This window comes from Nocardia sp. NPDC004573, from assembly GCF_053602135.1.
The window spans coordinates 120538-134948 of the sequence record NZ_JBSGDA010000006.1; the positions used below are offsets into that span (position 1 = coordinate 120538).

At 70.0% G+C, this 14411-nt stretch carries 14 protein-coding genes; 6 read left to right on the forward strand and 8 right to left on the reverse strand.

The features are described from left to right. Positions 1–61: 61 nt before the first annotated feature. The 7 genes from ACWEKR_RS12070 to ACWEKR_RS12100 form a co-directional block, all read right to left on the reverse strand. Positions 62–1363 (reverse strand): hypothetical protein, encoded by a 1302-nt coding sequence (locus tag ACWEKR_RS12070; RefSeq protein ID WP_452354509.1) that lies wholly within the window; start codon positions 1361–1363, stop codon positions 62–64. A 124-nt stretch (positions 1364–1487) separates the two neighbouring features. Further along, positions 1488–3710: an AAA family ATPase gene (locus tag ACWEKR_RS12075; RefSeq protein ID WP_452354510.1), complete on the reverse strand. Its 2223-nt coding sequence runs from the start codon at positions 3708–3710 to the stop codon at positions 1488–1490. Positions 3711–3788: 78 nt separating this feature from the next. Continuing rightward, positions 3789–4229 carry a hypothetical protein gene (locus ACWEKR_RS12080; protein WP_452354511.1) on the reverse strand — a complete coding sequence of 147 codons (441 nt, stop codon included), beginning with the start codon at positions 4227–4229 and terminating at the stop codon, positions 3789–3791. 71 nt (positions 4230–4300) lie between these two features. Further along, complete coding sequence (locus tag ACWEKR_RS12085; RefSeq protein ID WP_195084249.1) at positions 4301–4654, reverse strand: UBP-type zinc finger domain-containing protein; 354 nt, start codon at positions 4652–4654, stop codon at positions 4301–4303. Next, positions 4651–6144, reverse strand: a complete 1494-nt coding sequence (locus tag ACWEKR_RS12090; protein WP_452354512.1) for an ATP-binding protein — start codon at positions 6142–6144, stop codon at positions 4651–4653. The genes ACWEKR_RS12085 and ACWEKR_RS12090 overlap by 4 nt, the downstream gene beginning before the upstream one ends. 14 nt (positions 6145–6158) lie before the next feature. Next, the gene (locus tag ACWEKR_RS12095; RefSeq protein WP_452354513.1) at positions 6159–7826 is read right to left on the reverse strand and encodes an FAD-dependent oxidoreductase; all 1668 of its coding nucleotides are present in this window, start codon (positions 7824–7826) and stop codon (positions 6159–6161) included. A 53-nt stretch (positions 7827–7879) separates the two neighbouring features. Beyond that, positions 7880–8077 (reverse strand): hypothetical protein, encoded by a 198-nt coding sequence (locus tag ACWEKR_RS12100; RefSeq protein WP_452354514.1) that lies wholly within the window; start codon positions 8075–8077, stop codon positions 7880–7882. A gap of 209 nt (positions 8078–8286) precedes the next feature. Between ACWEKR_RS12100 and ACWEKR_RS12105 the strand changes: the two genes are divergently transcribed. Further along, a complete protein-coding gene (locus tag ACWEKR_RS12105) occupies positions 8287–8742 on the forward strand; it encodes an SRPBCC family protein (protein ID WP_452354515.1) in 456 nt (151 codons plus the stop codon). An 89-nt stretch (positions 8743–8831) separates the two neighbouring features. On the opposite strand, the gene ACWEKR_RS12110 is transcribed toward ACWEKR_RS12105, so the two are convergent. Next, positions 8832–9860 carry a beta-ketoacyl-ACP synthase III gene (locus tag ACWEKR_RS12110; protein ID WP_159841357.1) on the reverse strand — a complete coding sequence of 343 codons (1029 nt, stop codon included), beginning with the start codon at positions 9858–9860 and terminating at the stop codon, positions 8832–8834. 219 nt (positions 9861–10079) lie between these two features. Here ACWEKR_RS12110 and ACWEKR_RS12115 point away from each other — a divergent pair, with 219 nt between their 5' ends. From ACWEKR_RS12115 to ACWEKR_RS12135, 5 genes are all read left to right on the forward strand, one after another. Next, a complete protein-coding gene (locus ACWEKR_RS12115; RefSeq protein WP_159841359.1) occupies positions 10080–10352 on the forward strand; it encodes a GlsB/YeaQ/YmgE family stress response membrane protein in 273 nt (90 codons plus the stop codon). A 104-nt stretch (positions 10353–10456) separates the two neighbouring features. After that, positions 10457–11185 (forward strand): phosphatidylserine decarboxylase, encoded by a 729-nt coding sequence (locus tag ACWEKR_RS12120; protein WP_159841361.1) that lies wholly within the window; start codon positions 10457–10459, stop codon positions 11183–11185. Continuing rightward, positions 11185–12129, forward strand: a complete 945-nt coding sequence (locus ACWEKR_RS12125) for a CDP-alcohol phosphatidyltransferase family protein (RefSeq protein ID WP_195084244.1) — start codon at positions 11185–11187, stop codon at positions 12127–12129. The genes ACWEKR_RS12120 and ACWEKR_RS12125 overlap by 1 nt, the downstream gene beginning before the upstream one ends. Before the next feature lie 145 nt (positions 12130–12274). Beyond that, complete coding sequence (locus ACWEKR_RS12130; RefSeq protein ID WP_452354516.1) at positions 12275–13201, forward strand: RNA polymerase sigma-70 factor; 927 nt, start codon at positions 12275–12277, stop codon at positions 13199–13201. Between the two features lie 81 nt (positions 13202–13282). Further along, positions 13283–14371, forward strand: a complete 1089-nt coding sequence (locus ACWEKR_RS12135; RefSeq protein WP_452354517.1) for an NAD(P)/FAD-dependent oxidoreductase — start codon at positions 13283–13285, stop codon at positions 14369–14371. Positions 14372–14411 lie beyond the last annotated feature (40 nt).

Sequence of the window (14411 nt, forward strand, 5' to 3'; positions counted from 1 at the left end):
AAAGGGACGCCTTTCTCGCGGAAGGAGTGCGTATGGCGTACGCCATCCGCCCGAGCCTCGGCTATATGTCCGCTAATGATTCGCTTTCCGGCTGCCCTTTCGTTTGCGGCTTGCTGCGCGGCCGCAATTTACGCAACATGAGGATCCCGAGAGCGCTCCCGATGACGATGGCGAGCGCGGTCCGGCCGGGCGTCGCGTCGTGCACCGCCACGTCGTCGCGCCAGTCCTTGACCCGGTCCGGCATCACCGACACCGCCGAAGGAAGATAGAGCGCGGTGAGCGCGAGCACACCGCTGGGCGCGTAGTGCGGTCGCACCGTGCCGCAGCAGTACCCGGCGGTCAACGCGATGACCCCACTGATCACGGCGAAGGCGACGGTGCTCGCCGCCGTCGAGGTGACCAGGGCGAAGACCGAGATGCCGGCCAGAAGCAGGATGGCCAGCGCGGTCGACGGCATGCGGGCGCCCACGGCCAGTCCGGCCGCGGTCAGCGCGATGAGCACCGCGGAGGTCCAGCCGGGCCGGACCGCGTAACCCACGGCGTCGACCGCCGCGGTGAGGCTGACGGCCAGGTACACGCCGGTGCCGTCGCGGCCGGGCAGCAGCATGGCCGCCGCGGTCGCGCTGACGATCGTCGCGGCGACGACGATCGCGATCTCGACCCCGTGACTCTCGGCGGGCAGTTTGCTGTATTGGCGGCCCAGCCATTCCGTGCCGGCCAGCACCACCAGCGCGAGCACCATGGCGGCGAGGATCGGCGTCACCGGCAGCTCGATCGCCATTCGTGGCGTCTTCGGCTCCTCGGTGCGTCGCCAGTTGTGCAAGGTGCTGAGCACCAGCAGCGCCAGGGCCGCGCCGATCATCCAGCGCGTCGGCGTCTCCAGGACCGCGTACGGATCCGCGTTGATGTTCAGTAGGGCCGCGAGATCGCCGAAGCCGAAGAATCCGACGCCACCTACGGCGAACGCCGCGCCGGGCAGCGGCCGCCGCAGCACCACCGCGCCCAGCCCGCCGAGCAGTATCGCGGCGCAGATCGAGTCGATGTAGTTCTGCGTGGTCAGCATCTCGGCCGTGGGGCCATGGCGGCCGGCGAAATGATTGAGCAACTGCGCCAGAGCGGCGGCCGTCGCCGTCGCCCAGCCGGTCAACGGCCGCTTGGTGGTGGCGACCAGAACGGCGATCGTCACGGCGACGATCACGCCCAGCGCGGCGCTGCGCGGCACGCTGTTGAGCAGACCGGCGATCCGATAGGAGGTGGACTGGCCTTGGGTGCCGACGGTGACCGGCAGGAACAGCGTGACGCCCGCGACCGCGGCTCCCGTGAAGGCCGTGATCGCGTCGACAATGTCGCCGACCCTGCGCACGGTTGTCGAACATACCCGGGGCGCGGGCGTGATCTTGTGATTGCCGAAGATTCGCCCGAAAATGTCACCGGCGGGGAAAATGCGGCATAAGCCGAGTTACCAGAGGTTGGCTGAGCGGGACCGCCTACCCGCGACTTTCCGCGTACCGGCGCAGCGTGTCGATCTGGACCGGGTCTAGCGAAGGCCGTACCACCGTTTGGGCGGCCAGCACGTCGGCCCCGGTGACATCGGCGGCGTGCACGTCCCGGCGCATCGCCGCGAGGGCGGACTCGCGTAGCAGCGCCGCGCAGTCGGCGGCGGAATAGCCCTCCAGTTCCTCCGCGAGCGCGTCGAGGTCGACGTCGTCGGCCAGCGGCACCGCGCGGCCCGCGGTGCGCAGGATCTCCCGCCGGGCGGCGGCGTCCGGCGGCGGCACGAAGACGAGCCGTTCGAGCCTGCCCGGGCGCAGCAGCGCCGGATCGATCAGCTCGGGCCGGTTGGTCGCGGCCAGCACCACCACGTCGCGCAGCGGCTCCACGCCGTCGAGTTCGGTGAGCAGCGCCGCGACCACCCGGTCGCCGACACCCGCGTCGGCGCTCTGCCCGCGGCGCGGCGCCAAGGCGTCCACCTCGTCCAGGAAGATCAGCGACGGCGCCGAATCACGGGCGCGCTGGAACAATTCGCGCACCGCGCGCTCCGACGAGCCGACCCATCGGTCCAGCAATTCCGCGCCCTTGACCGCGTGCACGCTGAGCTGACCGCTGCCTGCCAGCGCCCGCACCAGGAAGGTCTTGCCGCAGCCGGGCGGGCCGTAGAGCAGCACCCCGCGCGGTGGCTCGATACCGAGGCGGGCGAAGGAGTCGGGGTGACGCAACGGCCACAGCACCGCCTCGGTCAGCGCCTGTTTGGTTTCGGCCATATCGCCGACGTCGTCGAGACCCAGGCTGCCGATGGCGAGTTCCTCCATACCCGAGCGCGACAGCGGCCGGATCACCTCGAGCGCGCCGAGCAGGTCGGGCTGGGTGAGCTGTGGCTCACCGTTCTCCCTGGCCCGCGACGCCGCGCGCAGCGCAGCTTCCCGGCACAGCGCCGCCAGGTCGGAGACCACGAATCCGGGGGTGCGCGCCGCGATCTCGTCGAGTTTCAACTCCGCGGTCGGCACCCGGCGCAGTAACTGTTCCAGCAGGGCCTTGCGGACGGCGGCGGTGGGCAGCGGCAACGCGAGCTCGCGGTCGCACAGGTCCGGCGCCCGCAGGCGCTGGTCGATCCCGGCGGGGTGCGCCGTGGTCGCCAGGAACGCGACGCAGGGTTCGGCGATCGCGGCACGCAACTGGTCCAGGATGAGCGTGGCGACCGGCTCGGCGTCGGCGGGCAGCAGCGCGTCGATGTCGGTGATCAGCAGGACGCCGCCCTTGCCGCAGCCGATGTCGGCCACCGCCTCGGCGACCTCGCGTAGCCGCGCACCGCTCTCGGCCGCCCCGATGGTGGGGCCGTCCAGTTCCACCACGCGCCGCGGCGCCGCGACCGCGCGGGCCAGCGCGGCCTTGCCGACACCGGCCGGGCCGGTGATCAGCACACCGAGGTGGGGCCGTGCACCCAGCGTGCGCAGCAATTCGGGCTCATCGAGCGCGAGGCTGAGCCATTCGGTGAGCTTCGCGGCCTGGCTGCGCGCGCCCGCCAGATCTTCGACCGAGATGCTCGGTGACTCGCCGGGCGGCGTGGTGCGGGTCGCCGCGACGCCCTCGTTCGAGCCCACGGGCGCCTCGCCCCCCGCGAGCGACGCCACGGCCGCCGGTGCGTCTTCCGCGGCCACCGCGCCCGCGCCCCACGCCACGGCGGTGTTCGGCTGCACGCTCACCGGGCCGCGCGGATCGGTGGCGGTGACGGTGAGCAACTCCGTGGTCCAGGCGATGCCGAAGGTGCGCGACAGCGCCTGGGTTGCGGCCGTCGAGCTGATGTCGGGCCCGAGGTCGCGCGGCAGCAGGGAGACCGCGTCGCCGACGGTGACGACCTTCCCGAGCAGCGCCTGCCGCAGCGTCGCGGCCGGAATCGTGCGGGTGGCCTGCACCGAGCCGCTCACCGTGATCTGCTTCGCGCCGTAGACGACGGCGGGGGAGATCACCACCGTCGCATCCTCGCGCAGTCCGGCGTTGGACAGCGTGACGTCGTCGAGCAGGGCGACTCCGGCGGGCGTGTCCGGACGGGCGACGCCGACGACCGCGGCCGTGCGCCGGGAGCCGACCAGCATGATCCCGTCCCATTCGCGCAACCCTAGGGCGGTCAGCGCTTCCGGATGCAACCGGACCACTCCGCGCCGGGCGTCGGCGGCCGAAGGATTCAGGCGGGCGGTGAGTGCCAGTTCTGCCACTGTGCCATTCTGCCGCGCGGGGCCGCCCTCGGTCACGGTTCGTCGTCCCGGAAGAAGCCGCGGACGACGAATCCCTCGTTATTTCTTCGCGATCCCGGTCGCGACCGCGACCGAGGTGTCGGCGACGCTCGGCGACAGGCACACCAGCTTGGCCGTGCCCAGCGCGACGTTCGGACTGCCGTCGAACCGGCCGCCCGGGTTCTCCGCCAGGATCTGCTCGATCAGCGCCTTCTCCTGGTCGCTGTCGAGCTTCCGAAACTCACCGCAGGTGGTGCTGGACGCTGGACCGAGTGCGGAGTCGCGCTGTTTCGTCGTGGCCGGGGCGTCGGGGTCCGACGGGGTGCTCGGCGCCGCGGTGCCGGGATCGGTCGTGGTGCGCGGGGCCGAGGCGGACGTGGTCACGCCGGTCGAGCCCTTGCGCAATCCGTTCGCGTCGGTGGACTCGTCCCCTCCGCCGCAGCCTGCCAGCAGGAAACCCACCGTCCCGGCGATCAGGACGATGGCGGATGTTCGTTTCATACCGTGCTTTCCCCGGGTGGATCGTGGTGCCGGAGGCCCGGCGTCCGCAGCAGCGTACCGGTTCTCCCGGTTCAGTGGATGTGTGCCTGCCAATCCGCGGGCACCCGTTCACGCGGGCCGGGCACGCCCTGGTCCACGGGGTGGCTGCGCGGTGGCGCCAATTCCGGTCCGCCGCTGTACATCTCCCCGGTCTCGAAGTTGTAGAACCAGTCCTCGCCCGGTTCGAAACTCTGGATGAACGGATGACCGGTGCTCTCGGCGTGCGCGGTGGCGTGCTGCGATGGCGAGGTGTCGCAGCAGCCGACGTGCCCGCACTGGGCGCAGCGGCGCAGATGCACCCACCAGCCGGAGTTCTGCTCGCACTCCAGGCAGCCCGGGCCGCTGGGTGGTACCGCGGGGTCGATGCCCGCGACTTGCTCGGTCATGACAGCCCTTCCGTATCGGTGGCGGCGACAGAATCCTGGTCGGGGCGGTGCAGCGGCAGCCAGACGGTGAACTTGGTGTCGCCCGGCTCGGAGTCCACCCGGATGTCGCCGTTGTGCTTGTTGACCACGATGCGGAACGAGATATCCAGCCCGAGGCCGGTGCCCTCGCCCATCGGCTTGGTGGTGAAGAACGGTTCGAAGATCCGGTTACGGGCCTCCGGCGCGATGCCCGGCCCGGTGTCGCCGATCTCCACTACCGCGCAATCGTTCTCGTGCCTGGTGCGGATGGTCAGCGTACCCTCGCCGTTCATCGCGTACACCGCGTTGTCGATCAGGTTGGTCCACACCTGGTTGAGTTCGGCCGCGAAACACGGCACCTGCGGCAGCGTCCGGTCGTACTCCTTGACCACGTGCACGCCGTCGCCGATCTTGCGGCTGAGCATCACCAGCGTGCTGTCCAGCAGTTCGTGGATGTCGACCACCTGGAACGGCGCACGGTCCATCTGCGAGTACTGCTTCGCCGCCCCGACCAGCGACGAGATCCGGGTCGTCGAGTCGGCGATCTCGTTCATCAGCAGCTCGGTCTCGATGGTGTAGTTCAGCCAGCGGATCGCCCCTTGGAACACCTGCTCCGGCGAGCCCTCCAGGGTGGCGGCCACCCGTTCCAGCCAGTCGGTGTCGAATCCGGCCTGCACGAAGTTCGGCGCGAGGTTCCAGCCGTCGCCGATCCCGTGCTCCTCGAGCCATTCCCCGAGCAGATCCTCGCGGTCGGCGGCTTCCAAGGGCGTGAGTTCCGGCGCCTTCGCGACCTGGGCTGCCGCCTCCTCCTGCAAGCGCACCAGCGCGCCCAACGACGACGGATCGAACTTGCCTTCCGCCATCATGGCGAGCTTGTGCCGCATGCCGGCGACCCGCTCGCGCAGGCCCGAGGTGGCGCGCACCGCGGCGGCGGCCGGGTTGTTCAGCTCATGGGTCAGGCCCGCCGACAGCGAACCGAGCGCCAGCAGCCGTTCCCGTTCGCCGATGCGCGCGTTGGTGTTGCGATTGCCGAAGAACACGCCCTCCAGCAGGTGCACGGCCATCGGGAACCACTCGCGCATCATCCGGGCGAAGACGTCGGCGTCCAGCACGTAGAACCGCGACGGGCGCGTCACCTGCATCGTCCCGCTGTAGGTCTGCTCGACCTTGTCGCCGATGTAGGACATCCAGGCGCCGGCGTAGGCGCCGCGATGCTCGGTGCGCACCAGCTCGATCTCCGTGCCGCCGGACTGCTTGGTGAGCACCACCTCACCGTCCATCAGCACGTAGAAGCAGGTGGCCGGATCGCCCTCGCGGAAGACCACGCCCGGTTCGATGGTCTCGATCCGCCCGTCGGCGCACAGCCAGTCCAGCTGCTCGTCGTTCAGCTTCTCGAACAGGAACAGGCTGCGCAGTTCGGCGGGATCGCACACCGACCGGCTGCTGCGGTCCGCGGTCTGGTCGGAAGTCATCTGCGGTCTCCTGGTCACGCGAGGTAGCGGTGCACGAGCATGACGGCCATGGCGCCCTCACCCACGGCGGAGGCGACGCGCTTGGCCGATTCGGCGTGCACGTCGCCCGCCACGAACACGCCGGGCACGCTCGTCTCGAGATGATGCGGTGGCCGGGACAGTTCCCAGCCGGTGGGGCGCGCCCCGTCGACCATCAGGTCCGGCCCGGCGAGCACGTATCCGGCGCTGTCCCGGGTGACCACGCCGTCGAGCCAATCGGTCTGCGGCGCGGCGCCGATGAACAGGAACAGCCGCTCCGCGTCGGCCTTCTCCTCGGCGCCGGTCCGGTTGTCGCGCAGCACGATCCGCTGCAGGTGGTCGCCACCGTCGGCGGCGACCACCTCGGTGTTGGTGTGCACCTCGATGTTCGGGATCTGCGCGATCTGCTGGATGAGGTAGTGCGACATCGATTGTTCCAACGAATCCGCCCGGACCACCAAGTGGACGGTGCGCGCGTTGCGGGACAGGAACACCGCGGCCTGGCCCGCGGAGTTCGCGCCGCCCACGATGTAGACCTCGTGATCGGCGCACTCCGACGCCTCGGTCATGGCCGAACCGTAGTAGACGCCGCGCCCGGTGAAGTCGTCGACGCCCGGCGCCGGATGGCGGCGATAGTCGACGCCGGTCGCGATGATCACGGTGTGCGCGCACAGGCGGCCGCCGTCGGCGAACCGCACGGTGCGCGCGGACCCGTTGACCTCCAGCCCGACCACCTCGCGCGTGGTGATCACCTCGGCGCCGAACTTCGCCGCCTGCCGCCGGGCCCGGTCGGCCAGTTGCGCGCCCGACAGGCCGTCGGGGAAGCCGAGATAGTTCTCGATGCGCGAGCTCTGCCCCGCCTGTCCGCCGGTGGCCGTCCGCTCGACCAGCACGGTGCGCAGCCCCTCGGACGCGCCGTAGACCGCCGCGCCGAGTCCGGCGGGACCGCCGCCGACCACGATCAGGTCGTAGAACTCGCCCGCCGGATCGACGGTCAGGCCCACGTTGTGCGCCAGTTCGCTGTCGGAGGGCTGCACGAGCGCCTCGCCCGCGGAGGTGATCACCACCGGACAGCGGTCGGGGTCGGTCCCCGCCGCCTCCAGCAACCGCGCGCCCTCGGGCTCGTCGGCCAGGTACCACCGGTAGGGCAGCTGGTTGCGCGCGAGGAATTCGCGCACCTGCGAGGACCGCGGCGACCAGCGGTTGCCGATCACCTTGGTTTCGGTCACGGGCCGATGTTCGCTGCTGCGCCAGGCGTCCAGCAACCCGTCCAGCACCGGGTAGAGCTTCTCCTCCGGCGGGTCCCACGGCTTGAGCAGGTAATGGTCCAGGTCGACGACGTTGATCGCGTCGATCGCGGCGTTGGTGTCGGCGTAGGCGGTCAGCAGCACACGGCGCGCGTAGGGATGCAGGTCCATCGCCTGCTCCAGGAATTCGATGCCGTCCATGCCCGGCATCCGGTAGTCGGCGATCAAGACCGCGACGGGCTGCCCGCGCAGCTTCATCTCGCGCAGCGCGTCGAGCGCTTGGGCTCCCGATTCCGCGCGCAGAATCCGGTAGTCGGCGCCGTAACGGCGCCGCAGGTCGCGCACGACCGCCCGAGAGACCCCCGGGTCGTCGTCGACGCTCAGGATGGCCGGTTTCGCAGCAGCGGGTGAAGTCACCTGACGAGTATGGAGCCTCGCGGGGCCGTCTGTCGTGGGCGTTCGCGCAGGGCTCAGAACCGATGATGCAGGACGAGATCCAGCTCACTCGGCGTGAGCAGACGCTCCAGGCGTTCTTCTTGCGCGGCCGAACGGGCGTACCGCGGGAATACCGATGCGCCGCGCGCTATTCGCCCGTCCGCGGGCTCGATGGCAGGCAGTAGCGGAACCCCGTCCGCCGGTCGCCGATGTAGCAGGGAGCGCAGTTTCACGGCCGATCACCTCACGTTGTACGCCGAAATGTTGGAGGCAGTGTCTGTGCTTGATCTATCCGTTATTGTGCGCCGATCATTACAGCGGCCGGTGTACGAGTAGCGGAAATGTGACGCAACTGTCTTCCCGTCTAAGATGTGCGCGACTCGTTCCACCGCGCGGTCGGACGGATGACCGTCGGTCCGTCGCTCGATCTCCGGAGGCAGCGTTGCCGAAAAATCTCGAAGCCAGGATCGACATCTCCGCACCTCCGGAGCGGGTTTGGGCGGTGGTCTCCGATCTGCGGCGGATGCCGGAGTTCAGCCCGCAGTGCGTGCGCATGGTGGCGCTCGGCTCGCTGAAGGCGGGTACCTGGACGATCAATCTCAATCGTGACGGCAAGAAGTTCTGGCCGACCACCGCTCGTATCGTGCGGTTCGAGCCGAACCAGGCCTTCGCCTTCCGGGTCAACGAGAACCGGACGGTATGGAGCTACACCTTGGAGCCCACCGAGTCCGGCACCCGGCTGATCGAGCGGCGGGACGTGCCCAACGGCACCACCTGGTTCTCCCGCAGGGCGATCGATGCCGCGCTCGGTGGCGAGCAGCCGTTCGAAGAAGCGCTGGTGCGGGGCATGAACGAGACGCTCGGCAACATCAAGACGGCGGTCGAAGCCGGCGCCTGAGCCCGCTGCGCGTCACGCGCGCTCGCCGCGGTGGTGGCACGGGAAGTCGTGCTCAGCACCGCGGCGAGCGACGGCGTTCGCCGGTCGGGTTACTTCCAGTTCGGCAGAGTCACGACCTGAGCCGCGTAGGACAGGCCCGCGCCGAACGCGATGAGCAATGCCGTGTCGCCCGGCTTCGACTCGCCCTTGCGCAGCAGCGCCTCCATGGCCAGCGGGATCGAGGCGGCCGAGGTGTTGCCCGCCTCCTCGATGTCGTTGGCGAGCGCGCAGTGCTCGGGCAGCTTCAGCACCCGGGCCATGATCTCGATGATCCGGCCGTTGGCCTGGTGCGGGATCATCGCGTCCAGGTCCTCGGGGGACAAACCGGCGCGGTCGATGGCGTCGCGGCACACCTTCTCCAGCGAGTGCGCGGCCCACCGGAACACGGCGGTGCCCTCCATGGCCAGGTAGGGCCGCACCGCGTCCAGGCCCTTCTCGTCGATCTCGTGGAAGTACTCCATCCAGTCCTTGTCCTGGCGGATGGCGTGGTGCTGGGTGCCGTCGGAGCCCCAGACGGTGGGGCCGATGCCCGGCTCGTCGGAGGGGCCGACGATCACCGCGCCCGCGCCGTCGGCGAAGAGGAAGGCGGTGGAGCGGTCGGTGGGGTTGACCGTGTTGGTCAGTTTCTCCACGCCGATCACGAGGACATGGTGGGCGGTACCGGCCCGGATCAGGTCCGACGCCAGCGCGATCGAGTGGCAGAAGCCGGCGCAGCCGGCCGAGACGTCGAAGGCAGCGGAGCCGTTCATGCCCAGTTCGGTGGCGATGCGCGGCGCGGCGGCGGGCGTCAGCAACAGATGGGTGGACGTAGCAACGATCACGCAATCGACTTGGTCGACCGCGATGCCGGACGATTCCAGCGCGCCGCGCGCGGCGGCGACGCTCATGCTCTGAATCGTTTCCGAATCGTCGGCGAACCGCCGGGTCTTGATGCCCGACCTGGTCCTGATCCACTCGTCGCTCGAGTTGATCGGACCCGCCACCTCGTCGTTGGTGACCACGCGAGCAGGGCGGTAAACGCCGAGCCCGAGGATCGCCGTGTGCTCAGCTCCGGTGGTCTGGGCGATTCGAGCAGCCATCTGCGTCTCCTATGTACCTGCGGCGGCGCCGCCGGGTTTCCCCGAAGCATCGAAATCGGTCCCTCATCAGCCTCTGCCCATCAACGGATAGACATGAGGCTTCCTCATATTAGCTTGAAAGTCGCTCATCTGCCGCGCGTATTCCGACAATCGGTGGGTATCACGTCCTCGCACGCCACTGCTGTACGAGGCGTGGCCCAACTAGGATGCGAGGACACAATGCTCGGTCTCGGGATTATCGGATGGATCATCATCGGCGGTCTTGCCGGATGGATCGCCAGCAAGGTCATGAAGACGGACGCCCAACAGGGCATCCTGCTCAATATCGTCGTCGGCATCGTCGGCGGTCTGCTCGGTGGGTTCCTGCTGAAGCTGCTCGGCGTCGACGTCGAGGGCGGCGGCCTCTGGTTCAGCTTCTTCACCTGCCTCGGCGGGGCGGTGATCCTGCTGTTCCTGGTTCGACTGGTCACGGGGGCCCGAGTCAGGTCGTGACCTCGCGTGCCACGGGCTCCTTTCCCGTAAGGTGTGAACGCTTGCGCCGGTCCTATCGTTGAAGAGGCGCGAACCGTTTTGCATCGAGCACGAAAGAGGAGCCTGTGGCCCGCCGTCCCACCCCGCCCGGCACGCCTGAACGCACCGGAGTCGGCCACGTCGTCGACCTGGTCCGCAACGCGATCCCTCCGTTGCATCCCGCCGGGCTCCCGTTCGTCGCCGCACCCTTGGCGGTCGCCGTCGTAGGCGGCAAGCGCAAATGGGTGCGGCGCACGGGATTGTTCGCCGCGGCAGCCTGCGCCACCTTCTTCCGCCACCCGCATCGCGTTCCGCCCAACCGGCCAGGCGTCGTCGTCGCCCCCGCCGACGGCGAGATCGCCTTGGTCGATACCGCCGCTCCCCCCGCCGAACTGGGTCTCGGTGACGCGCCGTTGCCGCGGGTCAGCATCTTCCTGTCCGTCCTGGACGTCCACGTGCAGCGCACGCCGGTCTCCGGCATCGTGCGCGCGGTGCAGCACCAGCCCGGCCAATTCCGTTCCGCGGATCTGCCGGAGGCGAGTTCGGTCAACGAGCGCAACAGCATGCTGCTGGAGACCCCGGACGGCAGTCAGGTCGTGGTGGTGCAGATCGCCGGGCTGCTCGCGCGCCGGATCGTCTGCGACGCCCAGGTCGGCGACGTACTGACCATCGCAGACACCTACGGCCTGATCCGCTTCGGCTCGCGGGTCGACACCTATTTCCCGGCGGGCACCGAACTGCTCGTGCAGCCCGGTCAGCGCACCATCGGCGGCGAGACCGTGCTCGCCGTGCTCGGCTCACCCGCTGACGCCTGATGGAAGCGGCGGTACCCACCCAGCGGCGCAGGCGGCGGAGTGTCCGGCTGCTGCCCAGCATCGTCACCATCCTGGCGCTGTGCTCCGGACTGTCGGCGGTCAAGTTCGGCCTCGACGGCAAACTCGGTATCGCGCTGGCCATGATCGGCGCGGCGGCCGTGCTGGACACCCTGGACGGCAGACTGGCCAGGATGCTCGACGCCACCACGAAGATGGGCGCCGAGCTGGACTCGCTGTCGGACGCCATCTCCTTCGGCGTCGCCCCCGCGCTGGTCCTGTATGTGACCCTGCTCAGCAGCAACAGCGTGGGCTGGATCGTCGCGCTGCTGTTCGCGGTCAGCATCGTGCTGCGGCTGGCCCGGTTCAACACCCTGATGGACGACGACACCCGGCCGGACTGGGCGCGGGAGTACTTCGTGGGTGTGCCCGCCCCGGCCGGCGCGCTCATCGCGATGGTGCCGGTCGCGCTGTTCGTGCAGTTCGGCGACGGCTGGTGGGTCGGCTTCTACGAGGTCGCGGCGTGGACGGTGTTGTCGGCCGCGCTGGCCGTCAGCACCATTCCGACGCTGGCCATGAAATCGGTATCGGTGGCGCCGCAGGCCGCGGCCGGGCTGCTGGTGCTGGTCGCGCTCGCCGCGGCCGCCCTGGTCACCTATCCGATCGTGCTGCTGCTGGTGCTGGTCGCGCTGTACCTGGGCCACATCCCGTTCGCCTGGCATTCCCAGCGCTGGGTGGCCGCGCGTCCGGAGACTTGGACACACAAACCGGCCGAGCGGCGTGCGCAGCGACGTGCGGACCGGCGGCTGCCCGCGATCCGGCGCCCGGCCATCCGCCGTCCGGCCATCCCGCGTCCGGCGATTCGTGGCTCCGCACGTCTGCGGCTGCGCCGACCTGGGGCGAAGCAACGCCAGAACGGTGGTCGGCCGCCGAGTGCGGAGCTCTAGCGCCTAGCTTTGGCGGCGGCTTCCGGACCGGCGGGTGCCGTGCCCTGTCGTCGGATCGGGTCGTCGGATCGGCGCACCGGTGCCCCCGCGCCCTCCGCTGTGAGCGGTACGGTCATATCCGTCGGGCGGGTGGAGGAAGGTGCGTATGGAGCCGGACGCATTGCGGGAATTCGAGGGGCATCGACCGCGGTTGTTCGCGCTCGCCTATCGAATGCTCGGCTCGGCTGGTGAGGCCGAGGACGCGGTGCAGGAGACGTATTTGCGGTGGGACGGGGCCGACCGCGGCAGTATCCGTTCCGCCGAGGCATGGTTGACCACGGCGCTGGTGAATATCTGCCGCACCTGGCTGGTTTCGGCGCGGGCCAGGCGGGAGAGCTACGTCGGGCCGTGGCTGCCCGAGCCGGTGCCGACCGCGCGCGGCGAGCTCGGCCCGCTGGAGACCGTCGAAGAGCGCGAACAGGTCTCCCTCGCGCTGCTGACCGCGCTGGAACGGCTGACCCCGGTCGAGCGCGCGGTCTTCGTGCTGCGCGAGGCATTCGGCTACGCCCACCGCGAGATCGCCGACATGCTCGAGGTCACCGAATCGAACTCCCAGCAGATCTTCCGCCGGGCGAGCAGGCACGTGCGAGAAGGCCGTCCCCGCTTCGGCATTCCGCCCGACCATGCCCGCGAACTGATCGAACGATTCCTGAAGGCGGCGCGCGACGGTGACATCGCGGCGCTGGAACGGATGCTCGCCGCCGACGTGACCGCGACGGCCGACGGCGGCGGCAAGATCAACGCCGCGCGGCGGCCGGTACACGGCGCGCACCAGGTGGCGCGGTACCTGGCGGGCCTGATGCGCTGGGAGGTGCCGGGGATGCGGCTGCTCGTGGAAGAGGTCAACGGTGCGCCCGCCGCGGTCGCGCGGGTGGACGGCGCGCCGCTGCTCGTGGTGGGGATCGATGTGGCCGACGGCGTGGTCACCGCGCTGCGGTTGATCGTCAACCCGGACAAGTTGACCTACCTCGCAGCTACGGGCGGGTCGGATGGCGTGGTGGGCGCAGCGGCGGACCGTCGCCGTCCCCTGTGACTCGCTTCACGGCCCCGGTCTGTCAGGAATCGGGGGCCTGTCCGGTCTGAAGGGTGATGGCCGATCGAAAGGAGCCACATCATGACCGGACAGCATCGGATCGTCGTTCTCGGCGCCGGATACGCCGGGCTGGCGGCGGCCCGCCGACTTGCTCGCACGGCGCGGGACGCGCAGGTCACCGTGGTGGACGCCCACGCGACGTTCGTCGAACGCGTGCGACTGCACCAACGGGCGGCCGGGCAGGTAACTCCCCGCTGGGATCTACGGGACATGCTGGGAAGCAAAGGGATTCGCTTCGTCCGCGCCCTGGCGACGGAGATCGACACGGTCGCGAAGCGTGTGGAGCTCGACGCGGCGCCCGCCCTCGACTACGACACGCTGATCTATGCCCTCGGCAGCGTCGCCGACGTCGAGAGCGTGCCCGGCGTCGCCGAACACGCCTACCGCGTTGCGACGCAGGAAGATCTGGCCGACCTGTCCGCGCCTGCCGGGCCGGTGGCGATAGTCGGCGCGGGGGCGACCGGCATCGAACTCGCGGCGGAACTCGCCGAATCGCAGCCGGGGACCCGGGTGCTGCTGCTCGGGTCGGAGGAGCCCGGCGCCTGGCTGTCGTCGCGGGCGCAGGCGCACATCGAGCGGACGCTGGAGCGTCTCGGGGTCGAGATCCGGTCCGGGGCGAAGGTGATCGAGGTGACGCCAGAAGGTCCGCGCTTGGCCGACGGTTCCCTGGTCGAGGCCGCGGCGACGGTGTGGACAACCGGTTTCCGGGTGCCGGACCTAGCCGCGCGATCCGGTCTGGCGGTGGATTCCGACGGGCGGGTGCTGACCGGCGCCACGCTGCAATCGGCCTCGCATCCGGACATCTTCGCCGCGGGTGATGCCGCCGTCGTAGCCGGACCGGGCGGACGCGATCTGCGCATGGCGTGTGCCACGGCGCTGCCCACCGGCAAGCACGCGGCCGATGCCGCTGTCGCCCGGATACGCGGTCGCGCGCCGGGGGATCTCCGCTTCCGGTATGTCCTCCAGTGCCTGAGCCTGGGCCGCCGGGATGGCGTCGTGCAGGTCGTACACGCCGACGACGCACCGGCCCGCACGGTGCTGACCGGGCGGACGGCGGCGTGGGTCAAGGAGCGCATCGTGCGCGCGGCGGCCTGGTCGGCGCGCCCGTGAAGGAAACGTCAACCAATGGTTGACGATGCGTTATCGTCAA